At 38.1% G+C, this 25,603-nt stretch carries 23 protein-coding genes; 9 read left to right on the forward strand and 14 right to left on the reverse strand.

All coding sequences use genetic code 11. From position 1 onward, the window contains the following. Window positions 1-61 precede the first annotated feature (61 nt). Window positions 62-2,647: a leucine--tRNA ligase gene (gene leuS, locus DQN49_RS00395; RefSeq protein WP_006995579.1), complete on the reverse strand. Its 2,586-nt coding sequence runs from the start codon at window positions 2,645-2,647 to the stop codon at window positions 62-64. Window positions 2,648-2,895: 248 nt separating this feature from the next. On the opposite strand from leuS, the gene uppS reads away from it, so the two are divergent. The 6 genes from uppS (at window position 2,896) to lpxD (ending at window position 9,977) form a co-directional block, all read left to right on the forward strand. After that, a complete protein-coding gene (gene uppS / locus DQN49_RS00400; protein ID WP_006995578.1) occupies window positions 2,896-3,615 on the forward strand; it encodes a polyprenyl diphosphate synthase in 720 nt (239 codons plus the stop codon). A 17-nt stretch (window positions 3,616-3,632) separates the two neighbouring features. Continuing rightward, the gene (locus DQN49_RS00405; protein ID WP_006995577.1) at window positions 3,633-4,499 is read left to right on the forward strand and encodes a phosphatidate cytidylyltransferase; all 867 of its coding nucleotides are present in this window, start codon (window positions 3,633-3,635) and stop codon (window positions 4,497-4,499) included. A 9-nt stretch (window positions 4,500-4,508) separates the two neighbouring features. Next, window positions 4,509-5,840 carry a sigma E protease regulator RseP gene (gene rseP / locus DQN49_RS00410; RefSeq protein ID WP_006995576.1) on the forward strand — a complete coding sequence of 444 codons (1,332 nt, stop codon included), beginning with the start codon at window positions 4,509-4,511 and terminating at the stop codon, window positions 5,838-5,840. A gap of 19 nt (window positions 5,841-5,859) precedes the next feature. After that, a complete protein-coding gene (gene bamA, locus DQN49_RS00415) occupies window positions 5,860-8,238 on the forward strand; it encodes an outer membrane protein assembly factor BamA (RefSeq protein WP_032826262.1) in 2,379 nt (792 codons plus the stop codon). A 107-nt stretch (window positions 8,239-8,345) separates the two neighbouring features. Next, window positions 8,346-8,939, forward strand: coding sequence for an OmpH family outer membrane protein (locus DQN49_RS00420; protein WP_006995574.1), 594 nt, complete (start codon window positions 8,346-8,348; stop codon window positions 8,937-8,939). 12 nt (window positions 8,940-8,951) lie between these two features. Then, complete coding sequence (gene lpxD, locus DQN49_RS00425) at window positions 8,952-9,977, forward strand: UDP-3-O-(3-hydroxymyristoyl)glucosamine N-acyltransferase (RefSeq protein ID WP_006995573.1); 1,026 nt, start codon at window positions 8,952-8,954, stop codon at window positions 9,975-9,977. Between the two features lie 168 nt (window positions 9,978-10,145). Here the strand turns inward: lpxD and tsf are convergent, their stop codons facing one another. The 7 genes from tsf to secM form a co-directional block, all read right to left on the reverse strand. Further along, on the reverse strand, window positions 10,146-10,997 hold the full coding sequence (gene tsf, locus DQN49_RS00430) for a translation elongation factor Ts (protein ID WP_005648092.1): 852 nt from the start codon (window positions 10,995-10,997) through the stop codon (window positions 10,146-10,148). Between the two features lie 133 nt (window positions 10,998-11,130). Further along, complete coding sequence (gene rpsB, locus DQN49_RS00435; protein WP_005645552.1) at window positions 11,131-11,853, reverse strand: 30S ribosomal protein S2; 723 nt, start codon at window positions 11,851-11,853, stop codon at window positions 11,131-11,133. Window positions 11,854-12,030: 177 nt separating this feature from the next. After that, on the reverse strand, window positions 12,031-12,795 hold the full coding sequence (locus tag DQN49_RS00440) for a class I SAM-dependent methyltransferase (RefSeq protein ID WP_006995572.1): 765 nt from the start codon (window positions 12,793-12,795) through the stop codon (window positions 12,031-12,033). A 100-nt stretch (window positions 12,796-12,895) separates the two neighbouring features. Continuing rightward, window positions 12,896-14,752, reverse strand: coding sequence for a monovalent cation:proton antiporter-2 (CPA2) family protein (locus tag DQN49_RS00445; RefSeq protein ID WP_006995571.1), 1,857 nt, complete (start codon window positions 14,750-14,752; stop codon window positions 12,896-12,898). A 108-nt stretch (window positions 14,753-14,860) separates the two neighbouring features. Continuing rightward, window positions 14,861-15,271 (reverse strand): 8-oxo-dGTP diphosphatase MutT, encoded by a 411-nt coding sequence (mutT, locus tag DQN49_RS00450; protein ID WP_005648100.1) that lies wholly within the window; start codon window positions 15,269-15,271, stop codon window positions 14,861-14,863. Window positions 15,272-15,335: 64 nt separating this feature from the next. Then, the gene (gene secA, locus DQN49_RS00455) at window positions 15,336-18,041 is read right to left on the reverse strand and encodes a preprotein translocase subunit SecA (RefSeq protein WP_006995569.1); all 2,706 of its coding nucleotides are present in this window, start codon (window positions 18,039-18,041) and stop codon (window positions 15,336-15,338) included. A gap of 124 nt (window positions 18,042-18,165) precedes the next feature. Beyond that, complete coding sequence (gene secM / locus DQN49_RS00460; protein ID WP_013527283.1) at window positions 18,166-18,468, reverse strand: secA translation cis-regulator SecM; 303 nt, start codon at window positions 18,466-18,468, stop codon at window positions 18,166-18,168. A 79-nt stretch (window positions 18,469-18,547) separates the two neighbouring features. Between secM and DQN49_RS00465 the strand changes: the two genes are divergently transcribed. Beyond that, window positions 18,548-18,862: a DUF721 domain-containing protein gene (locus tag DQN49_RS00465; protein WP_006995567.1), complete on the forward strand. Its 315-nt coding sequence runs from the start codon at window positions 18,548-18,550 to the stop codon at window positions 18,860-18,862. Between the two features lie 27 nt (window positions 18,863-18,889). Here DQN49_RS00465 and tadA read toward each other — a convergent pair whose 3' ends face one another. The 6 genes from tadA to proB all read right to left on the reverse strand — a co-directional run bounded on the left by tadA (window position 18,890) and on the right by proB (window position 23,643). After that, window positions 18,890-19,411 (reverse strand): tRNA adenosine(34) deaminase TadA, encoded by a 522-nt coding sequence (gene tadA / locus DQN49_RS00470; RefSeq protein ID WP_006995566.1) that lies wholly within the window; start codon window positions 19,409-19,411, stop codon window positions 18,890-18,892. Next, on the reverse strand, window positions 19,411-20,262 hold the full coding sequence (locus DQN49_RS00475; protein ID WP_006995565.1) for a thymidylate synthase: 852 nt from the start codon (window positions 20,260-20,262) through the stop codon (window positions 19,411-19,413). The genes tadA and DQN49_RS00475 overlap by 1 nt, the downstream gene beginning before the upstream one ends. 9 nt (window positions 20,263-20,271) lie before the next feature. Beyond that, a complete protein-coding gene (gene lgt / locus DQN49_RS00480) occupies window positions 20,272-21,078 on the reverse strand; it encodes a prolipoprotein diacylglyceryl transferase (RefSeq protein ID WP_006995564.1) in 807 nt (268 codons plus the stop codon). Window positions 21,079-21,086: 8 nt separating this feature from the next. Continuing rightward, window positions 21,087-21,881 (reverse strand): sulfite exporter TauE/SafE family protein, encoded by a 795-nt coding sequence (locus DQN49_RS00485; protein WP_006995563.1) that lies wholly within the window; start codon window positions 21,879-21,881, stop codon window positions 21,087-21,089. Then, complete coding sequence (gene rppH, locus DQN49_RS00490; RefSeq protein WP_005655829.1) at window positions 21,881-22,471, reverse strand: RNA pyrophosphohydrolase; 591 nt, start codon at window positions 22,469-22,471, stop codon at window positions 21,881-21,883. The genes DQN49_RS00485 and rppH overlap by 1 nt, the downstream gene beginning before the upstream one ends. Window positions 22,472-22,551: 80 nt before the next feature. Next, complete coding sequence (proB, locus tag DQN49_RS00495) at window positions 22,552-23,643, reverse strand: glutamate 5-kinase (RefSeq protein WP_032826261.1); 1,092 nt, start codon at window positions 23,641-23,643, stop codon at window positions 22,552-22,554. 114 nt (window positions 23,644-23,757) lie between these two features. Between proB and folA the strand changes: the two genes are divergently transcribed. Together folA and DQN49_RS00505 are read left to right on the forward strand one after the other, a co-directional pair. After that, window positions 23,758-24,240 carry a type 3 dihydrofolate reductase gene (gene folA, locus DQN49_RS00500; protein WP_006995561.1) on the forward strand — a complete coding sequence of 161 codons (483 nt, stop codon included), beginning with the start codon at window positions 23,758-23,760 and terminating at the stop codon, window positions 24,238-24,240. 181 nt (window positions 24,241-24,421) lie between these two features. Further along, the gene (locus DQN49_RS00505; RefSeq protein ID WP_006995559.1) at window positions 24,422-25,594 is read left to right on the forward strand and encodes an EmrA/EmrK family multidrug efflux transporter periplasmic adaptor subunit; all 1,173 of its coding nucleotides are present in this window, start codon (window positions 24,422-24,424) and stop codon (window positions 25,592-25,594) included. The last annotated feature ends 9 nt before the right edge of the window (window positions 25,595-25,603 follow it).

Genomic DNA, 25,603 nt, shown 5'->3' on the forward strand with positions numbered 1-25,603 from the left:
TCAATATTTCACATACCTATAAAAAATGGTGCGTGAATTTTAAATCCACACACCCTATGTATTATGGTTTCACTACCACGTTTAATAATTTACCTACGACATAAATCACTTTGACAATGTGTTGATTATCAATAAATTTCTTCACATTTTCATCCGCAAAAGCAATTGTTTTGACTGTGTCTTCATCTGCATCTGTCGCAACAGTAACTTTGCCACGAACCTTGCCATTTACTTGCACAACAATGAGTTTTTCATCTTCTACCATTGCGGCCTCATCAGCTTTCACCCATTCAGCGGTATCGATGTTGCTTTCATTTCCTAGCGCTTGCCATAATTCAAAGCAGATATGTGGCGTAATTGGGTAAAGCATGCGAACAACTGCACTTAATGCTTCCGCCATGACAGCACGATCTTGATCGCTTTCTAAGGAAGCCTTAGTCAGTTTATTCATCAACTCCATTACTGCTGCAATCGCAGTATTAAATGTTTGACGGCGACCAATATCATCACTCACTTTCGCAATGGTTTTATGTACTTCACGACGAAGCGCTTTTTGTGTTGCTGAAAGTGCGGTGATATCTAGGCTAGTTTTTGCTGGATTTTGTTGATATTGATATACCAAATTCCAAACACGCCCTAAGAAACGTTTCGCACCTTCTACGCCAGATTCTTGCCATTCCAAAGTCATTTCTGCTGGAGAGGCAAACATCATAAATAGACGAACAGTATCGGCACCATATTTTTCTACCATTTCTTGTGGGTCAATACCATTATTTTTGGATTTCGACATTTTGGTCATGCCACTGTGGACTAGTTCACGCCCTTCAGGATCAGTAGCTTTAATAATTCTGCCTTTTTCATCACGTTCAAGAGTCACCTGTGTTGGACTTACCCAAATACGCTCATTGGTTGGACTTGTGTAGTAGAAGGCATCTGCAAGCACCATACCTTGACACAATAATTTATCGGCTGGTTCATCACTGGTTACAAATCCCGCATCACGCAATAATTTGTGGAAGAAGCGGAAGTAGAGCAAGTGCATTGTTGCATGTTCAATACCACCGATATATTGATCCACTGGTAGCCAATAGTTTGCTTCTTCCGCATCAAGCATCCCATTTTGATATTGTGGACAAGTGTAGCGCGCGTAATACCAAGAGGATTCCATAAAGGTATCAAAGGTATCCGTTTCTTTTAACGCTGGTGCGCCGTTAAAGGTTGTTTTTGCCCAGTTAGGATCTGCTTTAATTGGACTTTTTACGCCATCCATTACCACATCTTCAGGAAGAATAATTGGTAAATCTTCCATTGGTGCAGGTACTACATCGCCATTTTCAAGGGTTAGCATCGGAATTGGCGCTCCCCAATAACGTTGGCGAGAAACACCCCAGTCACGTAAACGGTAATTAACTTGACGTTTTCCAACACCTAATTTTTCTAATTTATCTGCAATGCCGTTGAAAGCACCATCAAAATCTAAACCATCAAACTCAGCTGAGTTCACTAATTTACCGTGCTCAACGAAAGCTTGTTTGGTTAAATCAATTTCTTCATTTGCAAGCGGTGCGATCACTTGTTTAATTGGCAAACTGTATTTTTGAGCAAATTCAAAGTCACGTTGGTCGTGAGCTGGAACAGCCATTACGGCGCCAGTACCGTAGTGCATTAACACGAAATTAGCGACCCAAATCGGTAATTCTTCGCCCGTCAATGGATGAATAGCAAATAAGCCCGTTGCCATTCCTTTTTTCTCCATTGTCGCAAGATCAGCTTCTGCCACTTTGGCGTTTTTCGCTTCTTGGATAAAGGCGGCTAATTCGGAATTGTTTTGAGCTGCTAAACTTGCTAATGGATGTGCTGCCGCAATCCCTAAATAACTTACGCCGTAAAAGGTATCTGGACGCGTGGTGTAAACTGCTACTTTTTCGTTGGTATCTGCAACATCAAAGGTAATTTCTACCCCTTCAGAACGACCGATCCAGTTGCGTTGCATCGTTTTCACCATATCAGGCCATTGTGGAAGATTATCCAAGCCCCCTAATAATTGCTCGGCATAATCGGTGATTTTAATAAACCATTGTGGGATTTCTTTTTGTTCCACAGGTGTATCACAACGCCAGCAACAACCTTCGTGTACTTGCTCGTTTGCGAGTACGGTTTCATCATTCGGGCACCAGTTTACGGTTGAGGTTTTTTTGTACACTAAGCCTTTTTTGTAAAGCTCAGTGAAGAACCATTGTTCCCATTTATAGTAGTCAGGTTTGCAAGTAGCAATTTCGCGATCCCAGTCAAAACCAAAGCCTAAAAGTTGAAGTTGTTTCTTCATGTAGGCGATATTTTCGTAAGTCCATTTTGCTGGTGCGGTTTTATTTTTAATTGCTGCCCCTTCCGCAGGTAAGCCGAAAGCATCCCAACCAAATGGTTGCAATACGTTTTTACCTAGCATGCGTTGATAACGAGAAATTACATCACCAATAGTGTAGTTACGCACGTGCCCCATATGCAGACGGCCAGAAGGATACGGGAACATAGAAAGACAGTAATATTTTTCTTTAGATTCGTCTTTGATTGCTTTGAAAACTTTATTTTCTGCCCAATATTGTTGAACCTTTGGTTCGATCATATCGGGGCGATATTGTTCTTGCATAAAATCACCTTAAATTTTAACCGCACTTTTGCAGCATTTTGACAATAGAAAATGTGGCATAGAATACCGTAAAATGGCAAGAATTAATAGGGAGAGAAATAAAAAGTGCGGTGGTTTTTTAGTTGTTTTTCACAATAAATTTTCAATTTTTACAGAACAGATTAGAACAAAGGAATTCATAGCAAGCCAATATAACTTATGATATAGTTTACCACCAAATTTATAGAGGTCTCTCAATAATAAAAATAATGATAGAGTTGGATCAAACAAATATACCAAAACACGTTGCCATTATTATGGATGGTAATGGCCGTTGGGCAAAACAGAAAAATAAAATGCGAATTTTCGGACACACCAATGGCGTTACTGCGGTACGCAAAGCAGTGGCTTATGCACGACAAATCGGTGTGGAAGTACTCACACTTTATGCCTTTAGTAGCGAAAATTGGAGTCGCCCAGAACAAGAAATCAGTGCGTTAATGTCGCTTTTTATGCAAGCCTTGGATCGCGAAGTGAAAAAATTACATAAAAATAATATTTGTCTGAAAATTATAGGCGATGTATCTCGTTTTAGTGAAACTTTACAAGAAAAAATCAAAAAAGCGGAAAATTTAACAGAAAAAAATACCGCACTTACACTCAATATTGCGGCAAATTACGGCGGTTGTTGGGATATTATTCAAGCCGCTAAACAAATTGCAGAAAAAGTTAAAAAAGAAGAAATGTCAGTTTCAGATATTAATAACTCGACTTTTCAACATCATCTTGCAACCCAAAATGCACCACCTGTGGATTTATTAATTCGCACCAGTGGAGAACAGCGCATAAGCAACTTTTTATTATGGCAAATTGCCTATGCGGAATTATATTTTTCCGATGTGCTTTGGCCTGATTTTAATCAATTAGAATTTAATCACGCGATTGCAAGTTATCAACAACGTCATCGCCGTTTTGGCGGGACTGAATAGTTAAACGGATTAAAATTATGCTTAAACAACGAGTTTTATCTGCTATTGTGTTAATTGCTGCAGTTTTATGTGCGCTATTTTTATTCACACCTTTTTATTTTGCCCTCGCTTTAGGGGCGGTAGCGATTTTAGGCATTTGGGAATGGACTCAATTTGCTCGCCTTAAACAACCTTTGATACGTTTTTTTGTGGCTACCTTTTTAGGCGTATTTATCTTCTTATGGCTCTATACTGAGGGCAACTATTTAGATGCAGGGCGTGTGTTTGAACAACATCTTCAGCTTTTATTGATAAATGCTGTTAGCTGGTGGGGTTTAGCTTTGTTACTTGTGATCAGTTACCCTAAATCAGCTAAATTTTGGTCTAAAAATCCACTTTTACAACTTTTATTTGCCTTTTCTACGTTGATTCCATTTATCGCAGGTGTATTACGTTTACGTTTAGAACACTATACCCATGATCCTTATCACGGCTTATTTTTATTACTTTACGTATTTATACTTGTTTGGGCGGCTGATTCTGGTGCTTATTTTAGCGGACGTGCCTTTGGCAAACGTAAACTTGCCCCTAAAGTATCGCCAGGTAAAAGTTGGGAAGGGGTCATTGGTGGCTTAATTACAGCATTAGTGCTTGCTTTTATCTTTATTCATTTCTCTAACAATACTTTAGTAGGCGATCGAAATATTACTGGATTTATCATTCTTTCTGTAGCGACAGTTGCAATTTCAGTATTGGGCGATTTAACTGAAAGTATGTTCAAGCGTGAGTCTGGTGTGAAAGACAGCAGTCAATTAATTCCTGGTCATGGCGGTGTATTAGATCGCATTGATAGCTTGACTGCCGCAGTACCTTTTTTCAGCTATTTCTATTTCTTTGTCTTATAAGGATTTTTAATGTCATTTTTGTGGTCACTAGGTTCTTTTATCATTGCTATTGCTGTATTAGTATCCGTTCACGAATATGGTCACTTTTGGGCAGCGAGAAAGTGCGGTATAAAAGTCCATCGTTTTTCCATTGGTTTTGGAAAAGTAATTTGGAAACGCATTGACAAATATGGTACAGAATTTGCGGTTTCAATGATTCCTTTAGGCGGCTATGTAAAAATGCTTGATGGACGTAATGAAGTAGTTCCTGCTGAGCAAAAATCACAAGCATTTGACAGTAAAAGCGTATTACAACGCGCATTTGTGATTATTGCAGGCCCTTTGGCGAATTTTATTTTTGCGATTTTTGCCTATTGGGTCATCTACCTTTATGGAATGCCAACGGTTAAACCTGTGATTGAATCAATAACACCAAGTTCCATCGCAGCACAAGCTCACATTGAACCTAATACACAAATTCTAGCGGTTGATGGCGAAGAAACTCAAGATTGGGAAACCATCAATATGCTACTTGCCACAAAAATGGGTGAGCCTAATGTTGAAATTACCCTTTCTCCTTTCGGTTCTAATATTGAACAACAACGGACTTTAAATCTTACAAATTGGATATTCGATCCTGAAAAAGAAAGTGCTTTTGAGGCATTAGGGATTATGCCTATGCGTCCTCAAGTTGAAATGGTGCTTTCTAAAGTTGTTCAAAATTCTCCCGCTGAGAAAGCTGGTTTACAAATCGGTGATAAAATTTTAAAAGAAAATTTAACCGCACTTCCTTGGCAAGATTTTATAAAACAGGTCGAACAAGGCGAAACTTTTACTATAAAAATTGAACGTAATGGAGAAACATTTGACAAAGTCCTAACTCCAGTGCGTAATCAAAATGGCAAATGGTTTGTTGGGGTTAGCCCAACCTTGACAAAATTAGCGGATGAATACCGTACTGAATTAAAATATGGTATTCTTGAATCTTTACAAAAAGGCATTGAAAAAACAGGACAGCTTTCCCTTTTAACCTTGAAAATATTAGGGAAATTACTTACTGGCGATTTGTCATTAAATAATTTAAGTGGGCCAATTTCTATTGCAAAAGGTGCTGGCGCATCAGCAAATATTGGATTGGTGTATTTTTTAAGTTTTATGGCATTGATTAGTGTAAATTTAGGGATTATGAATTTATTTCCATTACCAGTATTAGATGGCGGTCATTTAGTTTTTTTAACAATGGAAGCTGTTAAAGGAAAACCTGTTTCTGAGCGGGTGCAAAGCATCTGTTATCGAATTGGCGCAGCACTGTTATTAAGCTTAACGGTGTTTGCATTATTTAATGATTTTTTACGTCTATAATTTATATAGGATACAATCGATGAAAAAACTTCTAATCGCAAGTTTATTATTCGGTACGACAACGACTGTGTTTGCCGCACCTTTTGTAGCAAAAGATATTCGTGTGGATGGTGTTCAAGGTGACTTAGAACAACAAATCCGAGCAAGTTTACCTGTTCGTGCCGGTCAGCGTGTGACTGACAATGATGTGGCTAATATTGTCCGCTCTTTATTCGTAAGTGGTCGATTCGATGATGTGAAAGCACATCAAGAAGGCGATGTGCTTGTTGTTAGCGTTGTGGCTAAATCGATCATTTCAGATGTTAAAATCAAAGGTAACTCTATTATTCCCACTGAAGCACTAAAACAAAACTTAGATGCTAACGGGTTTAAAGTTGGCGATGTTTTAATTCGAGAAAAATTAAATGAATTTGCCAAAAGTGTAAAAGAGCACTATGCAAGTGTAGGTCGCTATAACGCAACCGTTGAACCTATTGTCAATACGCTACCAAATAATCGCGCTGAAATTTTAATTCAAATCAATGAAGATGATAAAGCAAAATTGGCATCATTAACTTTCAAGGGGAACGAATCTGTTAGTAGCAGTACATTACAAGAACAAATGGAATTACAACCTGATTCTTGGTGGAAATTATGGGGAAATAAATTTGAAGGTGCGCAATTCGAGAAAGATTTGCAGGCAATTCGTGATTATTATTTAAATAATGGCTATGCCAAAGCACAAATCACTAAAACGGATGTTCAGCTAAATGATGAAAAAACAAAAGTTAATGTAACCATTGATGTAAATGAAGGTTTACAGTATGACCTTCGTAGTGCACGCATTATAGGTAATCTGGGAGGTATGTCTGCCGAGCTTGAACCTTTGCTTTCAGCATTACATTTAAATGATACTTTCCGCCGTAGTGACATTGCAGATGTAGAAAATGCAATTAAAGCAAAACTTGGAGAACGCGGTTACGGTAACGCAACGGTAAATTCAGTACCTGATTTTGATGATGCAAATAAAACATTAGCGATCACCTTTGTTGTTGATCCTGGACGACGTTTAACTGTTCGCCAACTTCGCTTTGAAGGAAATACCGTTTCTGCTGATAGTACTTTACGTCAGGAAATGCGCCAACAAGAAGGAACTTGGTATAATTCACAATTAGTTGAGTTAGGAAAAATTCGCTTAGATCGTACAGGTTTCTTCGAAACAGTCGAAAACCGAATTGATCCTATCAATGGTAGTAATGATGAAGTGGATGTCGTATATAAAGTCAAAGAACGTAACACAGGTAGTATCAACTTTGGTATTGGTTACGGTACAGAGAGTGGTATTAGTTATCAAGCAAGTGTTAAACAAGATAATTTCTTGGGAACAGGGGCGGCGGTAAGTATAGCTGGTACGAAAAATGATTATGGTACGAGTGTCAATTTGGGTTATACCGAGCCCTATTTTACTAAAGATGGTGTAAGTCTTGGTGGAAATGTTTTCTTTGAAAACTACGATAACTCTAAAAGTGATACATCCTCTAACTATAAGCGTACGACTTATGGAAGTAATGTTACTTTAGGTTTCCCTGTAAATGAAAATAACTCCTATTATGTAGGATTAGGTCATACCTATAATAAAATTAGTAACTTTGCTCTAGAATATAACCGTAATTTATATATTCAATCAATGAAATTTAAAGGTAATGGCATTAAAACAAATGACTTTGATTTTTCTTTTGGTTGGAACTATAACAACCTTAATAGAGGCTATTTCCCAACTAAAGGGGTTAAAGCAAGTCTTGGTGGACGAGTTACTATTCCAGGTTCTGATAACAAATACTACAAACTAAGTGCAGATGTACAGGGTTTCTACCCATTAGACAGAGATCACCGCTGGGTTGTATCTGCAAAAGCATCTGCAGGATATGCAAATGGTTTTGGAAACAAGCGTTTACCGTTCTATCAAACTTATACAGCGGGTGGCATCGGTTCATTACGCGGTTTTGCTTATGGTAGTATTGGGCCTAATGCAATTTATGCCGATCAAAGTAGTAATTTTAATAAGATAAGTTCTGATGTGATTGGTGGTAATGCAATCGCTACAGCTAGCGCAGAGTTAATTGTGCCAACTCCATTTGTGAGCGATAAGAGCCAAAATACGGTCCGAACTTCCCTATTTGTTGATGCGGCAAGTGTTTGGAATACTAAGTGGAAATCGGATAAGAGTGGGTTAGATAACAATGTATTAAAAAGCTTACCCGATTATGGCAAATCAAGCCGTATTCGCGCCTCTACAGGTGTCGGATTCCAATGGCAATCTCCTATTGGGCCATTGGTATTCTCTTATGCCAAACCAATTAAAAAATATGAAAATGATGATGTCGAACAGTTCCAATTTAGTATTGGAGGTTCTTTCTAATAAATTGAACTTTTTTCTTCATCAGAACTCAAAAACAACGTTCTCTGCCTAATTTAATTGGGCAGAGAAAATATTAAACCCATCATTTAATTAAGGATATTTATCAAATGAAAAACATCGCAAAAGTAACCGCACTTGCTTTAGGTATTGCACTTGCTTCAGGCTATGCTTCCGCTGAAGAAAAAATTGCTTTCATTAATGCAGGTTATATTTTTCAACATCACCCAGATCGCCAAGCGGTAGCAGATAAACTTGATGCTGAATTTAAACCTGTAGCTGAGAAATTAGCAGCAAACAAAAAAGAAGTTGATGATAAAATTGCTGCTGCTCGTAAAAAAGTAGAAGCAAAAGTTGCGGCTTTAGAAAAAGATGCACCTCGCTTACGTCAAGCTGATATTCAAAAACGCCAACAGGAAATTAATAAATTAGGTGCGGCTGAAGATGCTGAATTACAAAAACTAATGCAAGAACAAGATAAAAAAGTTCAAGAATTCCAAGCTCAAAATGAAAAACGTCAAGCTGAAGAACGTGGTAAATTATTAGATAGCATTCAAACTGCGACAAATAATTTAGCAAAAGCAAAAGGTTATACTTATGTGCTTGATGCAAATTCAGTTGTATTTGCGGTAGAGGGTAAAGATATTACTGAAGAAGTATTAAAATCTATCCCTGCTTCTGAAAAAGCACAAGAGAAAAAATAATAGGTTCTCATAATGCAAAAATCCTATTCTTTACAAGAATTGGCAACTCAAATCGGCGCTACCGTTCGCGGTAACGCCGATGTTGTTGTTGAGAATATCGCACCTCTCGATAAAGCCCAATCAAATCAACTCACTTTTATTTCTAACGTAAAATTTCGTGCATTATTGAAAGATTCTAAAGCAGGGATTTTGGTTGTTTCTGAAGAGGATGTTGAACACTGTTCTCCAGAAAGCAATTTACTTATTGTTAAAGATCCTTATGTGGCTTACGCAATTTTAGCGCAATATATGGATAGCACGCCAAAAGCGGCACAAGGAATCGCAAAAAGTGCGGTCATTTTTGATGACGTTTTATTGGGCGAAAATGTATCTATTGGTGCGAACGCAGTGATTGAAGAAGGTGTTGTACTAGGTGATAACGTGATCATTGGTGCAAATTGCTTTGTTGGTAAAAATACCAAGATAGGTTCAGGCACTCAGCTCTGGGCTAATGTCACTGTTTACCATAATGTTGAGATTGGAGCTAATTGCTTAATTCAATCAGGAACAGTTATCGGTAGTGATGGTTTTGGTTATGCAAATGATCGTGGTCGTTGGATTAAAATTCCACAAGTAGGGCAAGTAATAATTGGTAATAACGTTGAGATTGGTGCGAATACCTGTATTGACAGAGGCGCATTAGACGCAACAATTATTGAAGATAACGTTATTATCGATAACCTTTGTCAAATTGCACATAATGTTCATATTGGCACTGGTACAGCGGTGGCGGGTGGCGTTATTATGGCAGGTAGCTTAACTGTTGGTCGCTATTGCTTAATTGGCGGTGCGAGTGTGATTAATGGTCATATGGAAATTTGTGATAAAGTAACCATTACTGGAATGGGAATGGTTATGCGTCCAATTACAGAGCCTGGCGTATATTCCTCTGGTATTCCATTGCAAACGAATAAAGAGTGGCGTAAAACAGCAGCTCTAACATTAGGCATTGATGGCATACATAAACGCTTAAAAGCATTAGAAAAGAAAATTTCTTAATTGATACCCCATCATTTAATCTGCATTTTACAAGTTTAATAACTGATTAAAATGCAGATTTTTATGTGTATAAAATTTACTTTACGAAATAAGTTGAAATTCTTTTAAAAATAAATAAGCCCAACTTTAAATTGGGCTTACAAGCATGCATTTTTTATCGTTAAAGAATTATGCGTTACCGCCAGTGATTTTTGCAACTTCAGCAGCAAAATCTTCTTCTTTTTTCTCAATACCTTCGCCTACTTCTAAACGAATGAAGTTAGAAACAGAAGTATTTACTGATTTTAAGAAATCCCCTACAGATACAGAAGGATCCATTACAAATGCTTGACCTGTTAATGAAACTTCACCAGTGAATTTCTTCATACGACCTTCAACCATTTTCTCTGCGATTTCTTTTGGTTTACCAGAGTTGATCGCAATATCGATTTGGATTTGGCGTTCGTGTTCAACCACTTCAGCAGATACATCTTCTGGGTTCACGAATTCAGGTTTAGATGCAGCTACGTGCATTGCTACTTTTTTCAGTTCATCAGCAGAACCTTCGCCCGCAACTAATACGCCAATTTTTGCACCGTGTAAGTATTGTGCAATTACTTGACCATCTAAGTAAGCAACACGACGAATATTCATGTTCTCACCGATTTTAGCAACTAATGCAGCACGTTTTTCTTCAAATTGCGCTTGTAATGCTTCGATAGTGGTACCTTTGTTTGCTGCTGCGAAATCAGCTACTTCGTTTGCTAAACCTAAGAAACCTGCATCTTTTGCTACGAAGTCAGTTTCACAGTTCATTTCAACTAATACACCGAAACCATTTTCTACACGAGCAAGGATAACACCTTCAGCTGCAACACGGCCTGCTTTTTTAGCTGCTTTAGCTTGACCAGATTTACGCATATTGTCGATTGCTAACTCAATATCACCGTTTGCTTCAACTAATGCTTTTTTACATTCCATCATACCTGCGCCAGTACGGTCACGAAGTTCTTTTACTAATGATGCTGTGATTTCAGCCATTTTTAAAATCCTCTGTCGAAAATGCGGTTTATTTTGACCGCACTTTTAGATAAAAATATAGGGGCTAAATTTTAGCCCCTATGCCAATTAATCGCTTGATTATTAAGGGCTTCGCCTTATTGCAAAACTTAAATTATTCTGCGTCAGCTGCTAATTCTTCAGCAACTTGAGCTTCGTTACCACGACCTTCTTTAACCGCTGCTGCAGCTGCAGAAACGTAAAGTTGGATAGCACGAGTCGCATCATCGTTACCAGGGATAACGAAATCTACGCCAGCTGGTGTTGAGTTAGTATCAACGATAGCAAATACAGGAATACCTAGGTTGTTTGCTTCTTTAACTGCGATATGTTCGTGGTCTGCACCGATAACGAATAACGCATCTGGTAAGCCGCCCATATCTTTGATACCGCCAAGGCTTAATTCAAGTTTTTCCATCTCACGGCTACGCATTAACGCTTCTTTTTTGGTTAATTTATCAAAAGTACCGTCTTGAGATTGGGTTTCTAAATCTTTTAAACGTTTAATTGATTGACGAACGGTTTTCCAGTTAGTCAACATACCACCTAACCAACGGTGGTTTACGTAATATTGCTGACAATCTAATGCTGCTGCTTGAACTGCTTCAGACGCTGCACGTTTTGTACCAACGAATAATACTTTACCGTTGTTGCTAGCAATGCGAGTTAATTCCGCTAAAGCTTCGTTGAATAAAGGTAAAGTTTTTTCAAGATTGATGATGTGAACACCGTTACGAGCACCAAAAATGAAAGGTTTCATTTGTGGGTTCCAGTAACGAGTTTGGTGTCCGAAGTGTACGCCTGCGTTGATCATGTCGCGCATTGAAACTTGTGCCATAATATTTTCCTTTTGTTGGGGTTGAGCCTCCACATATCAGCTAATCGACCGTTTGGCACCCCGATTAAGCCTTGTTAATATGTGTGTGTTGTTAGTAATTAAAAAACTGCTTTTGAAAGGCAAAAACAGCGGGGCGATTTATACCATAAAGTGCGGTTAAAAACCAGTTTATTTTGTTTATTTCTCCACTTTTCTTGCTTTGATAAATAACAATGGTGGTCGATGCGACAAATCTTTAAATTCATTATGCCATTGCGGTTGATCAGCAAGCATGGGTTCTTCCATTTGCTCGATTTGAAACCTTGCATGAATTAAATTATTGATAATTGTTGCTGTTGTTCGATGATAGGTTTGAAAAGGTTGTTTGAACCAATTTCTATTGCGTTTGCCTTCTTCTCGATAATGATTTAAACGATAAGCAACTTGCTGTTTTTTGTCATTTTTTTCCCAACGTTCCCCTTCTTTGTGGCAGGTAGTTATCGGATGTTCTTGTGAGAAAATTAATGTGCCATTAGACGAGAGTTTGTCATGGATCGTTGATAATAATGTCGGAAAATTTTCAATATAATGAAAGACAAAAGAGCTAGTAATCACATCGAAATGACTTTCTGGTAACTCAGCTAATTTTTCTATTGGTAAGTGATATAAGGAAAAACGCCCTGAAAATTGACCGCACTTTTGAAGATCTTTTTCAGCTTGTTCGAGCATTTTTTCGGAAAGATCAGTTCCAATTACTTTAGCCGCCCCTCGTTCTAAATAAAGTTGTAAATGCCCTCCCGTACCACAGCCTAAATCGAGTAATTTCTTCCCTTTTAAATTAGGCAACAATGAAAGCATGGTGGGCTTTTCGATAATTTCATTGAGGCTAATTGGATTTGCACGGAGTTTCTGATAAAGCTCAAAGAAATTATCTTTATCATAAACACTAATTTTATTATTCATTTATTGCCTTAAAATAAAAATTTACGTGATTTAAATCACTCAAAAGTAAATACTTAAACGAGAAGTTAAAATTTAATATTTTTATAGATAAAAAATAATTTTATGAATGATCATTTGATATTTCTTCTTCAATTTTCTCACTTAGAATTTCTTCTGTTTCTTTATTTAATGCTTTTGTATCAAGATGCGGTTTAATAAATGGTCTTGGTGTCCAATATTTTTTTACTATTTCATTCGAAAAACCGTGTAAAACTTCTTCATTTAACCGTTCTTGATCCAATGTTCGTACTTCCTTAATAATTTCTTCCGCTTCAATTTTATCAATACCTAATTTCATCAATGTTGCTCGACTAAGTGTAATTGCTGATTCAAAAGTTTCACGCACAATAAAATCTACATCCTGCTTAATCAAACTAACTGTTGTTTTTCTGTCATAAGTTCGGGTTAAAATCGGTAAATTTGGATAAGCCTCTTTCATTTGACTGACAATATGTTCAATTCTTTGTGTATCGTTAATACCTAATACGACACATTTCGCCTTTTCAATTCCTGCGGCTCGTAAAACATCTAATCGAATACCATCGCCATAATAAACTTTAAAACCAAACTTTGCGGCAGCACGGATATTTTCGATATTGCGATCAATCACTGAAACGCTAATTCCACGAAGTAATAATGTTTGGCAGACAATTTGACTAAAACGTCCAAAACCAATAACTAAAACGTTATCTTCCAAATCCACGATGCTGTCTAGATCATTTTCATCAAGCTGATCAAGATATTTAGGCTCTGTACGCTGTATAAGTTTACGAGCAATTTGAGCAATAATAGGCGAAAAAAGCATCGAAATAATCACTGCAGCAGTGAATGTCGCTTTTTCTTCATTACTGATTACTTCCGCAGTTGCTGCGGCTGAAAAAAGAACGAAAGCAAATTCGCCACCGTGTGCCATCAAAGACATTCGTCCTATGGCTTCTCGATGATCAAGACGGGTAATTCGGGCAATAATATAAACAGCACTGGCTTTTCCAAGTATATAAAGAAAAACAATTCCAAGTAGCAAGATCCAATGATTAAACACTAAATGCAAATCTAAGGACATTCCTACGCCCATAAAAAATAATCCGAGTAATAAGCCGCGAAATGGTTCTATATCCGCTTCAAGCTGATGGCGAAACGCTGATTCAGACATCATCACACCAGCAACAAACGCGCCCATTGCCATTGAAAGTCCGCCAATTTCCATTGCTAATGCAGCACCTAAAACGACCAATAATGCGCCCGCTGTCATCATTTCACGAATACGTGCTTTAGAAATTAAACGAAATAGTGGATTCATTAGCCATTTTCCAGTCACAATTAACCCCACAACAGCACTTAATGCTATACCAATTGATACCCAATCAGTATGTGGTGTCGATTCTTTCGAATGGGGAGCAAGAAAAGCGACAGAAGCCAAAAGTGGTACAATAGCAATATCTTCAAAAATTAATGTCGAAATTACGCGTTGTCCTTTTGACGTAGAAGTAAGCCCCCTTTCTTCTAGTGATTGCATTACAATAGCAGTAGAGGAAAGCGTGAAACCCATACCAGCAATAAATGATACTTCTTTTGTTAATCCTAATAAATAAATACCCGAGAAAGTGAGTAAGCAACCACATAATCCAACTTGTAACAAACCTCTGCCAAAAATAGCTTTACGCATTGCCCAAAGGCGTTCTGGATACATTTCAAGCCCGATAATAAAAAGAAACATTACCACACCTAATTCCGCTAGGTGTACCACAGCTGTTGGATCTTGCACTATGCCAAAGACAGATGGACCAATCAAACAACCTGCCACTAAATAACCTAGCACGCTACCCAACCCGAGTCTTTTAAATAACGGCACAATTGTTACGCTAGATGCGAGTAAAATAACGACTTTCATCAGTTCTGGATTGGCAAGTTGAGACATAATGACTCCAATAATGCAAAAAATACAAATATTTTGGCGAGTATATTAAAAAGTTATATGTGATAAATCATACTAAATCTTTTAACATAACTTTAAACCACATTTATTTTATATGAAATTGTGAGTTTCATTTAGTAATCGATGAATTAATTTTGCATTCGCGGGGGGAAACTGTCCTGCATCCAATGCGCGCTGCTCAACCCAAAAACCTTCTTGCCCCTCTCGCCCAAAAGGCTCACCAATCCATTCATTTACCAGATAAAAGAAAAAAGAAATGATTTTTGTTGGATATTCAAATTGAAAACGTTCATAAAGTTCTGCATTTAACGCAACAATGCCTATTTCCTCTTCCAGTTCACGTTTTAAAGCCTGTTCTGGGGTTTCTCCCGCATCTACTTTTCCACCGGGAAATTCTAAAGATTGGGCAAAATCCTGTCCTTCTAAACGCTGCGTTAAATAGATCTGACCAAATTCATTACGAATAATCCCCGCAGCAACTTGTATAATTTTTTTATCCATTTTTCTATCCAATGTAGAGGTATGAAAAAAGTGCGGTGAAAAATCACCGCACTTTGATTGTTCATTACTGGCGTGCCACACGACTGCCGTGACAATGCTTATATTTTTTACCCGACCCACAAGGACAAGGCTCGTTGCGACCAATGCGACGATCTGAATAATCTTCAGTCTCTGAATTTTGAGTTGTCTGACTATTTTCATCCACAGGTAAATTATTTTGATTGATACGAGCAGCCATTTCTTGACGAGCACGTTCAGCTTCTTCCATTTCTTCTTGAGTACGCACACGTACACGGGTTAAAGTCGTGATAACCTGGTGTTTTAAAGAATCCAACATTTCCGTAAACATACGGAAAGATTCTTTTTTATACTCTTGTTTTGGATCTTTTTGCGCATAGCCACGTAAATGAATACCTTGGCGTAAATAATCCATCGAAGCTAAGTGTTCTTTCCAAAGTTCATCTAAGGTTTGCAACATAACACCTTTTTCAAAATGGCGCATAGCGTCTTCGCCAACCAAAGCCTCTTTTTCTTTGTATTCCTTTTCTGCAATTTCCACAATGCGTTCGCGCAAACTTTCTTCGTGAAGATTATTATCTTCTTCTAACCAATTAGAAATCGGTAATTCCATACCAAATTCTTGAGATAAACGTTCCTCAAGCCCTTTAATATCCCATTGTTCTTCCAAAGATTGTGGTGGAATATATTGATCAATCACACCATTAAACACATCGTGGCGAATAGCGTTGATAGTTTCAGAAATATCATCATTATCAAGCAAATGATTGCGTTGCTCATAAATCGCGTGACGTTGGTCATTTGCCACATCATCATATTCAAGTAGGTTTTTACGCCCATCAAAATGGAACGCCTCAACTTTTGCTTGAGCAGATGCAATCACTTTCGCCAACATTTTCGACTCCATTGCCTCGCCTGCTACCGTGAACGCTTTACGCATTAAATTGAGTTTACCTTCATTCAAATAAATGCGCATTAAACCATCTTCTAAAGAAAGATAGAAACGAGAAGAACCGGGGTCACCTTGACGCCCAGAACGACCGCGCAACTGGTTATCAATACGACGAGATTCGTGACGCTCTGTACCGATAATATGCAACCCACCCGCTTTCATTACAATTTCGTGGTTTTTCTCCCACTCTGCTTTAAGGGCTTCAATTTGTTCTTGAGTTGGATTTTCTAATTTGGCAGCCTGCGCTTTCCAGTTACCGCCAAGAATAATATCCGTACCTCGACCCGCCATATTCGTTGCGATAGTCACTGCGCTAGGAAATCCTGCTTCTGCCACGATTTCCGCTTCTTGTTGGTGGAATTTCGCATTCAACACATTGTGTTTTATACCTGCTTTATCTAACGCTTTAGATAATTCTTCTGATTTTTCGACTGAAATCGTCCCCACTAATACTGGTTGCTGGCGTTCTACACAATCTTTAATGTCTTCAATAATCGCATTAAATTTATATTGTTCATTTTCAAACATCACATCAGTGCGATCATCACGAATCATTGGACGATTTGTTGGAATTACAACAGTTTCCAAGCCATAAATTTGTTGGAACTCAAATGCTTCGGTATCCGCAGTCCCTGTCATACCCGCAAGACGTTCATATAAACGGAAGTAGTTTTGATAAGAAATTGACGCAACAGTTTGGTTTTCGCTCTTAACATCCACCCCTTCTTTTGCCTCAATGGCTTGGTGCAAACCATCTGACCAACGACGCCCCGCCATTGTACGACCAGTGTGTTCATCAACAATCACGATTTCACCGTCCTTCACAATGTAATCGACATCTTTTTCAAACAATGTGTGCGCACGCAATGCAGCCATAACGTGATGAAGCAATACAATTCGACTAGGAGAATACAAAGAGTCCCCCTCAGGCATTAAACCTTGTGCAATTAACCAATCTTCTACTTTTTCTTGACCACGTTCGGTTAAATGCGCTTGTTTAGATTTCAAATCTAAAGTGAAATCGCCCTCTCCTTGATATTCTTCCGTATCTTCTTTTTCTTGTTTAATTAAACTTGGGATCAATTTATTTACCGCAATATAAAGCTCTGAACTGTTTTCTGCCTGACCAGAAATAATCAATGGCGTACGTGCTTCATCGATTAAGATAGAATCCACTTCATCCACCAACGCATAGCCTAAAGTACGTTGGAAACGCTCTTCTTTTGAGTGGGCTAAGTTGTCACGTAAATAATCAAAACCAAGTTCACTATTGGTTGCATAAGTAATATCTGCCGCATAAGCTGCACGTTTTTCTTCTGGCGATAAACCAGGAATATTGACGCCTACGCTCATACCCAAAAATTCAAATAACGGACGGTTTGTTTCTGCATCTCGGCGAGCAAGATAATCATTCACCGTGACAACATGAACGCCTTTACCTTCAAGTGCGATTAAATAACAAGGCAAAGTCGCCGTTAATGTTTTACCTTCACCAGTACGCATTTCTGCAATACAACGATTGGTCAATACCATTCCACCGATAAGCTGAACATCAAAATGGCGCATACCAAGCACACGCTTACTTGCTTCGCGTACCGTTGCGAATGCTTCTGGTAAAATTTGTTGCAAAGTTTCGCCACCACTTAAACGATCACGAAACTCTTGTGTTTTTGCTTTTAATTCATCATCACTTAATGCCTCAAAAGCAGGCTCCATTTTATTAATTTTTACGACTTGTTTTTTTAATTTACGTAAAACGCGTTCATTACGACTACCAAAAATTCTTGTTAAAATGCTCATAATTTCTCTTTTTAAATATATAAGTTAAATAGTTAAATGCTTATGAAATACTTTATTTCATGCACAATAATTTTTTAAAATATCGCTATTTCAATAGCAATATTCTTCACAAAAAACAGAAAAATTAAATAAGCAAGGGACCTGCTCGAATTGGCGCACTAAGATTCAATACATCCGCTAAAAAGTGCGGTTGAATTTTAGGTTGTTTTTTAGTTTGACGGGAAATTGAAGGTTGAGGAATGGCTTGTCGTTGCACTTCACGTGCTACTTTTACCGTTTCTAACGCTTGTTGAATGGAAACACTTGAGGAATAATTTTCCGTATTATTTTGATTTTCAAAACTTTGTGCGTTAGGCAAAGCAAAAATCGCGATGATACTTAAAAGTAATCGCGACCAAAAATTCGGTTTGACAGTGCCTGAAATCATTCGTCTCATTGTTTATTATGAAAATTGCGTGTATTGTAGCGGAAATCTAAACTGATGTCATTTACTGAGGGCAGACTTTATGGAAAACAAGGCTGAACGTTATCAAAAAGCAGTCAATATTACGGATGTGCTTGAGCAATCGCCCTTTGCCAAAATAATCAAAAAAGGTCTTGCCATCAATGAACTTAATCAAAAATTTAACCGCATTTTTCCACAGGAATTTCACGGCAAATTTCGTATTGGCAACATAACAGATCATTTAATTTTTATTGAAGTGTCTAATGCTATTGTTCGGCAGGGGATTCTATTTAGACAAATTGAATTATTAACACTAATTCAAGAAGAATTTCCGAAAGTAACAGGATTTGAGATAACGATCAATCCTGGATTTTAAGTTTCAAATATAAGAAAAAATAAAGAATTACTTATCACTCAGACTTTTTAATAATGCTTTCTCTATTTTTTTCTCCTCGCGTCTTTTCTGAAAAAATGTACTCAATTTTTGACTACACTCTTCTGCCAATACGCCAGATGTAATCTCTAAAGTATGATTCATCTTGTAATCATCAAAAAAATGAAAACGTGATCCAATCGCGCCAGTTTTATAATCAGATGCACCGAACACAAGGCGTCTAATACGGCTATGCAAAATTGCCCCTGCACACATTGTGCAAGGCTCTAATGTCACATAAAGCGTGCTATTCAGTAGGCGATAATTTTGAATATTTTTCGCGCCATTACGCAAAGCGATAATTTCAGCATGTGCAGTAGGATCACTTTGAACAATGGAGAGATTCCAACCTTCTCCAATAATATTTCCAGCGTCATCCACCAGCACCGCCCCCACAGGAATCTCACCTAACGCTTCCGCTTTATCGGCAAGCTCAAGGGCGTAGCGCATCATTTTCTCGTCAAATTCTGACCGCACTTTTGCTGCATCCATTAGACGGAAAAAGGATATTTAATTGGCTCATGAGATTGATAGCCAACGACTTTAAAATCATCCATCGTGACCCAAGTTTCTAAATCTTCAAGGGTTTTTATATCTGGATTGATTTCTAATTTTGGTAATGGGAAAGGCTCGCGTTTAAGTTGTACGTCACGCATTAACTCAAGCTGATCTTCATAAATATGCGCATTCACAATTTTATGATATGCCTTGCCGGCTTTTTTGCCCGTGATCTGAGCCATAAGCACTAAGAAGGTAAACACCTGAATTTGATTGAAATTCAATCCAAGCGGAACATCACAGGAACGTTGATAACTAGTAAGATGTAAAGTATCGCCCACAAGAGAAAAAGTATGCGTGTGCATACAAGGACGAAGACAACCAAGATCAAATTCCCCAGGGTTAAAAAAAGTTAAAATCTCTCCTCTGTCATCAATACCTTTCGTTAAGTTATTAACAATTTTACGTAGCTGATCTATGGTTTCTCCATTAGGCTTACGCCATGCTCTGCCTTGCACACCATATACGCGCCCCATATCATCAACGCCTCTACGATGCGGATTTGCAAGCCAAGCTGCATTTTCATTCGCATTAGCATCCCAAGTTTTCGTGCCAAGTGCGCGGAAATCAGCGGCATTGTCATATCCACGAATATAACCTAGAAATTCAGCAATGGCCGTTTTCCAATAACTTTTACGGGTAGTAATCAGCGGAAATTGATTATTCGCCACATCATATTCTAAATCTGCATTAATGACCGTGAGGCAATGCTTACCTGTACGTTCATTGGCAACCCATTCCCCTTCACTAACAATGCGGCGACAAAGCTCAAGATATTGCTTCATAAAAATCTCCTATTTTATGACCGCACTTTTGCGTGAATAAGCCCAAGCCATAATGAAAGCACCACCAATAATCATCGGCAAGCAAAGGGCTTGCCCTCGTGTAATAATCCCAAAGAAATTTTCAACTTCAGGTTCACGCACATATTCCACAATAAAACGGAAGACACCATAACCAATTAAGAATAAACCCGCAACAGAAGCCATTGGACGTGGTTTTTTAATAAAAATATTCAGAATCGTAAACAACACCAGGCCTTCTAAAAAGGCTTCATAAAGTTGTGATGGATGACGAGGCAGTAAAAGAGGATCATTCGGGAAAATCATTGCCCAAGGCACATTCGTTTCGCGTCCCCATAGTTCAAGATTAATGAAATTACCAATTCTGCCTAAACCTAAACCAAACGGAATCAAAGGCGCAACAAAATCAGCCGTTTGCCAAAAATTACGTTTTTGTGAATAGGATGTCCAAATCATAGCACCAATTACACCAATTAAGCCACCGTGGAACGACATTCCCCCTTCCCAAACGCGGAATAAATAAAGTGGTTCTTGTAAGAAATGATCGAGATTATAGAAAAATACATCGCCAACACGTCCGCCAATAAACACCCCCATAAAACCATTGAAAAGTAAGGTATCAACTTGATCTACTGTCCAACCGCTATTTGGGCGATTAGCACGGCGAACCGCAAGCCAACGTGCAAAAACAAAACCTAAAAGGTACATCAAACCATACCAACGTAAGCCGATATTGCTATCGCCAAGCGTAAAAATACTCGGATCAAAGTGGGGAAGAAGTAAATAATTTGAATTCATAATTTTCCTTATTTCAGAAACATATTGATCGCAACCACAATTAAGAAAAGGGCGAAACCTTTTTTTAAGGTTGAAACAGGCAATTTAGCGGTTGCACTTGCGCCTAATTTGGAAGTAAAAAATGAAGTGGCAGTAATGCCTAACACTGCGGGAAGATAAATGTAACCGAGCGAATATTCAGGTATTAATGGATTTCCCCAACCACTCACTATAAAACTAAACATCCCTGATATGCCCAATAGCATCCCACAAAATGCGGAAGAACCGATAGCTTGTTTGATATTAATGCCACGAGCAGTTAAAAACGGTACAATAAATCCACCACCGCCAATCCCCGCAGCACTAGATGCCATACCAATCAAAATACCGCCAATTACGGAAGAAAGAGGGGTAAGTGATTTTGTTGTAACTTGATCTTTTTTAATCGAAAGTACCATTTTTGTGGCTAAATATACCACTAAGCAAGCAAAAATTTTGGCAGAAATTTCACGATCAAGTCTTCCAATGAATAAACCACAAATAAAAACAGAAAGCATAATAACCGGAGCTAAAATGCGAACTGCCTGCCAGACTATGTTACCTAATTTATGATGACGTTGTGCCGATCCAATGCCAGTAATCACAATGGTAGCAAATGATGTTCCAAGTGCGGTAGACATCAACAAAGATTCTGGTACATCTACAATAGGCAGTAAATACACTAACGTTGGCACAATTACTAACCCACCGCCGATACCAAATAATCCTGCAAGAAAACCCGCTAATGCACCAACAAGTAAACAAAGAAGAATAAAAGTGAACATTATTGGCCTCTTGATTTATAAAAATGGCGTTTCGTGTATTTTGTCTGAGAATATTTTTTGTTTGCCGAATAATGCTGTGAATTTGCTTCACGAGATGCGGAAAATATTAGTGGGTTGTCCGTAAATAGTATCGAAGCAAACTCTTTCATTACCTTTCGATAAACATCTCGCTTAAAAGACACAACTTGACGAACAGGATACCAAAAACTTACCCAACGCCACCCATCAAATTCTGGCGATTTAGTTGTTTGCATATTGATGTTTTTTTCATCGCTAACAAGCTGTAGCAAAAACCAGCGTTGTTTCTGCCCAATACACATCGGCTTGCTGTCATAACGCAATAAACGCTTTGGCAATTTATAGCGTAACCAATGTTTAGAAACATATAACAGACGCACATCTTTAGGTTGTAAACCAACTTCCTCGTGTAGTTCGCGATACATCGCTTGCTCGGCACTTTCATTATCATTAATGCCACCTTGCGGAAACTGCCACGAATTTTGCCCACAACGCTTCGCCCAAAGCACTTGCCCTTTGCGATTACAAATCACAATACCCACATTTGGACGGTAGCCATCAAAATCGATCACTATCGTTTTACCTTAAATTTTTCCTATAAAAATAGCTCAAGATTGTTTCATAAATCAGTGCTTTTATCAACCAAAGGACATTATGACAAAATAATCATATCATCACGATGCATTGCCACTGCGCCATATTCATAGCCTAAAACATTCTCAATGTCTGCTGATTTTCTGCCCTTAATTAATTGTAGGGCATCGCTGTTATAGCGTGACATACCCAGCGCAATGTCTTTAAATGATTGAGTGCGTATTTTGACTATTTCACCACGCGAAAAACGCCCTTCCACGTTAATAATACCAGCGGGTAATAAAGATTTATTTTGTTCAAAAATGGCATTTTGCGCACCGTTATCAATGGTAATAATACCTGCCGATGGTGCGGCGAAAAGCCATTGTTTGCGGCTTTCTAATCGATCAGATTGGTGTACAATAAATTTTGTACCAATATTTTGTTCATAAGCAAGATCTGCAATTACATTTGGGCGATTACCTGGAGCAATAATGGTTTCAATTCCAGAGCGAGTCGCAACATCGGCAGCAATGATTTTGGTCATCATTCCACCAGTACCAAGATTTGTACCACTTCCTCCTGCAATTGATCGAATATGATCGGTGATTTGTTCTACAACTGGAATTAATTTCGCTTCAGAATTTTTACGCGGATCACTATCAAATAAACCTTGTTGATCAATCAATAAATAAAGCTGTTCCGCTTGCACAAGAATAGCGACTAATGCCGATAAATTGTCATTGTCACCTACTTTAATTTCCGCAGTCGCCACCGCGTCATTTTCATTAATCACAGGAATAATGTGGTTATCTAAAAGTGCGTGTAAAGTATCTCGCGCATTTAAAAAACGTTCGCGATCTTCAATATCGGCACGGGTTAATAAAAGTTGCCCGATATGAATATCATAAATAGCAAATAATTTTTCCCAAGCCTGAATTAATTGGCTCTGACCAACCGCTGCAAGCAGTTGCTTTGAGGCGATAATGGGTGGTAATTGAGGATAATTCAGATAATCGCGACCCGCTGCAATCGCACCAGAAGTCACGATCACTATACGAAATCCATCATTGTGCAGTTGTGCAATTTGACGAACGATTTCCATCATGTGCGGTGAATTCAGTTTTGGCGAACCCTGAGTTAGCGTGCTTGTACCGAATTTCACAACGATTGTTTTTTGTTCATAGTCCTTTCCAAGTTCTTAAAATTGGCATTAACGTTATCACTAAATCAATGAAAAATCACTTAATATCAGGTATAGTAACGGCAAATTTTAGGGGGATTTATGACATTTAGTTTAATTGTGGCGACAACATTAAATAATGTGATTGGTAAAGATAACCAAATGCCTTGGCACTTGCCTGCAGATTTAGCTTGGTTTCGTCAGAACACCACTGGTAAACCTGTCATTATGGGGCGTAAAACCTTTGAAAGTATTGGTCGTCCACTACCTAAACGTACCAATATCGTACTTTCTCGCCAGCTTTTTGAACACGAAGGTGTGATATGGAAAGATAGCTTTGAAAGTGCGGTCAATTTTGTCAGAGATTTTGATGAAATTATGTTGATTGGTGGGGGAGAGTTATTCAAACAATATTTACCCAAAGCAGATAAGTTATACCTTACTCAAATTCAAACAGAACTAGATGGCGATACTTTTTTCCCTCAATTGAATTGGGAGGAGTGGGAAATTGAATTTGATGAATATCGTAAGGCGGATGAAAAAAATCGCTATGATTGCCGATTTTTAATTCTTACCCGAAAATAAATCAAATTAATGAGACTATATCTTTAGAATATTCATTAATCTAGAAAATAAAGATATGATGATTTCCCTTGAGTTCCCCTTTTTAAAGTTTCATAATGACCTTTCATTTTATTTTTGATAGTTTTAAAGGTTATCTCAAATATCTCATTTTTAAACATTATCCCAGCTTAGGGAAGGCATTATGACGCAAATTGCAACTGAAAACCCATCAACTAAATCTGTATCAAAGAAAACTAATCGTAAAAAAAATTTAAGCATTTTTATTTTTATCTTGCTTATTATTGGTATTGCTTGTGCTTTGTATTGGTTTTTCTTCTTGAAGGATTTTGAAGAAACAGAAGATGCTTATGTGGGTGGAAATCAAGTAATGGTATCATCACAAGTTGCAGGTAATGTAGCGAAGATTAATGCTGACAATATGGATAAAGTCCATGCAGGTAATATTCTAGTTGAATTGGATGATACGAATGCGAAACTTAGTTTCGAACAGGCCAAAAGCAATCTCGCCAATGCTGTACGTCAGGTAGAACAACTCGGTTTCACTGTGCAGCAATTGCAATCAGCTGTGCACGCCAATGAAATTTCTTTAGCTCAAGCACAAGGCAATTTGGCGCGCCGAGTTCAACTTGAAAAAATGGGTGCGATTGATAAAGAATCTTTCCAACACGCAAAAGAAGCTGTCGAGCTTGCCAAAGCAAATTTAAATGCCTCTAAAAATCAATTGGCTGCTAATCAGGCTTTATTGCGTAACGTTCCATTACGTGAACAACCGCAAATACAAAATGCAATGAGTTCACTCAAACAGGCTTGGTTAAATTTGCAACGTACAAAAATTAGAAGTCCAATTGATGGCTATGTGGCGCGTCGTAATGTTCAAGTTGGGCAAGCCGTTTCAGTGGGTGGCGCGTTAATGGCGGTGGTATCTAATGAACAAATGTGGCTAGAAGCTAACTTTAAAGAAACTCAATTAACGAATATGCGCATTGGCCAGCCAGTGAAAATTCATTTTGATTTATACGGTAAAAATAAAGAATTTGATGGCGTGATAAATGGTATTGAAATGGGGACTGGCAATGCATTTTCTCTTTTGCCTTCACAAAATGCTACGGGTAACTGGATTAAAGTGGTGCAACGCGTACCTGTGCGAATTAAATTAGATCCACAACAATTTACAGAAACGCCATTGAGAATTGGTCTTTCTGCAACGGCAAAAGTAAGAATTTCAGATTCATCAGGCGCAATGCTACGAGAAAAAGCAGAACCGAAAACGTTATTTTCTACTGATACACTTAAATATAATGAAAGTGCGGTAGAAAATTTGATTGAATCTATCATTCAGCAAAACAGCTATTAAGGCGGCGTT

The organism is Haemophilus aegyptius, assembly GCF_900475885.1.
Lineage (GTDB): Bacteria > Pseudomonadota > Gammaproteobacteria > Enterobacterales > Pasteurellaceae > Haemophilus > Haemophilus influenzae.

Excerpts from the sequence above, each read along its gene's own strand:
- leuS (WP_006995579.1), bottom strand. The coding sequence starts at position 2,647 with ATGCAAGAACAATATCGCCCCGATATGATCGAACCAAAGGTTCAACAA.
- uppS (WP_006995578.1), top strand. The coding sequence starts at position 2,896 with ATGATAGAGTTGGATCAAACAAATATACCAAAACACGTTGCCATTATT.
- DQN49_RS00405 (WP_006995577.1), top strand. The coding sequence starts at position 3,633 with ATGCTTAAACAACGAGTTTTATCTGCTATTGTGTTAATTGCTGCAGTT.
- rseP (WP_006995576.1), top strand. The coding sequence starts at position 4,509 with ATGTCATTTTTGTGGTCACTAGGTTCTTTTATCATTGCTATTGCTGTA.
- bamA (WP_032826262.1), top strand. The coding sequence starts at position 5,860 with ATGAAAAAACTTCTAATCGCAAGTTTATTATTCGGTACGACAACGACT.
- DQN49_RS00420 (WP_006995574.1), top strand. The coding sequence starts at position 8,346 with ATGAAAAACATCGCAAAAGTAACCGCACTTGCTTTAGGTATTGCACTT.
- lpxD (WP_006995573.1), top strand. The coding sequence starts at position 8,952 with ATGCAAAAATCCTATTCTTTACAAGAATTGGCAACTCAAATCGGCGCT.
- tsf (WP_005648092.1), bottom strand. The coding sequence starts at position 10,997 with ATGGCTGAAATCACAGCATCATTAGTAAAAGAACTTCGTGACCGTACT.
- rpsB (WP_005645552.1), bottom strand. The coding sequence starts at position 11,853 with ATGGCACAAGTTTCAATGCGCGACATGATCAACGCAGGCGTACACTTC.
- DQN49_RS00440 (WP_006995572.1), bottom strand. The coding sequence starts at position 12,795 with ATGAATAATAAAATTAGTGTTTATGATAAAGATAATTTCTTTGAGCTT.
- DQN49_RS00445 (WP_006995571.1), bottom strand. The coding sequence starts at position 14,752 with ATGTCTCAACTTGCCAATCCAGAACTGATGAAAGTCGTTATTTTACTC.
- mutT (WP_005648100.1), bottom strand. The coding sequence starts at position 15,271 with ATGGATAAAAAAATTATACAAGTTGCTGCGGGGATTATTCGTAATGAA.
- secA (WP_006995569.1), bottom strand. The coding sequence starts at position 18,041 with ATGAGCATTTTAACAAGAATTTTTGGTAGTCGTAATGAACGCGTTTTA.
- secM (WP_013527283.1), bottom strand. The coding sequence starts at position 18,468 with ATGATTTCAGGCACTGTCAAACCGAATTTTTGGTCGCGATTACTTTTA.
- DQN49_RS00465 (WP_006995567.1), top strand. The coding sequence starts at position 18,548 with ATGGAAAACAAGGCTGAACGTTATCAAAAAGCAGTCAATATTACGGAT.
- tadA (WP_006995566.1), bottom strand. The coding sequence starts at position 19,411 with ATGGATGCAGCAAAAGTGCGGTCAGAATTTGACGAGAAAATGATGCGC.
- DQN49_RS00475 (WP_006995565.1), bottom strand. The coding sequence starts at position 20,262 with ATGAAGCAATATCTTGAGCTTTGTCGCCGCATTGTTAGTGAAGGGGAA.
- lgt (WP_006995564.1), bottom strand. The coding sequence starts at position 21,078 with ATGAATTCAAATTATTTACTTCTTCCCCACTTTGATCCGAGTATTTTT.
- DQN49_RS00485 (WP_006995563.1), bottom strand. The coding sequence starts at position 21,881 with ATGTTCACTTTTATTCTTCTTTGTTTACTTGTTGGTGCATTAGCGGGT.
- folA (WP_006995561.1), top strand. The coding sequence starts at position 23,758 with ATGACATTTAGTTTAATTGTGGCGACAACATTAAATAATGTGATTGGT.
- DQN49_RS00505 (WP_006995559.1), top strand. The coding sequence starts at position 24,422 with ATGACGCAAATTGCAACTGAAAACCCATCAACTAAATCTGTATCAAAG.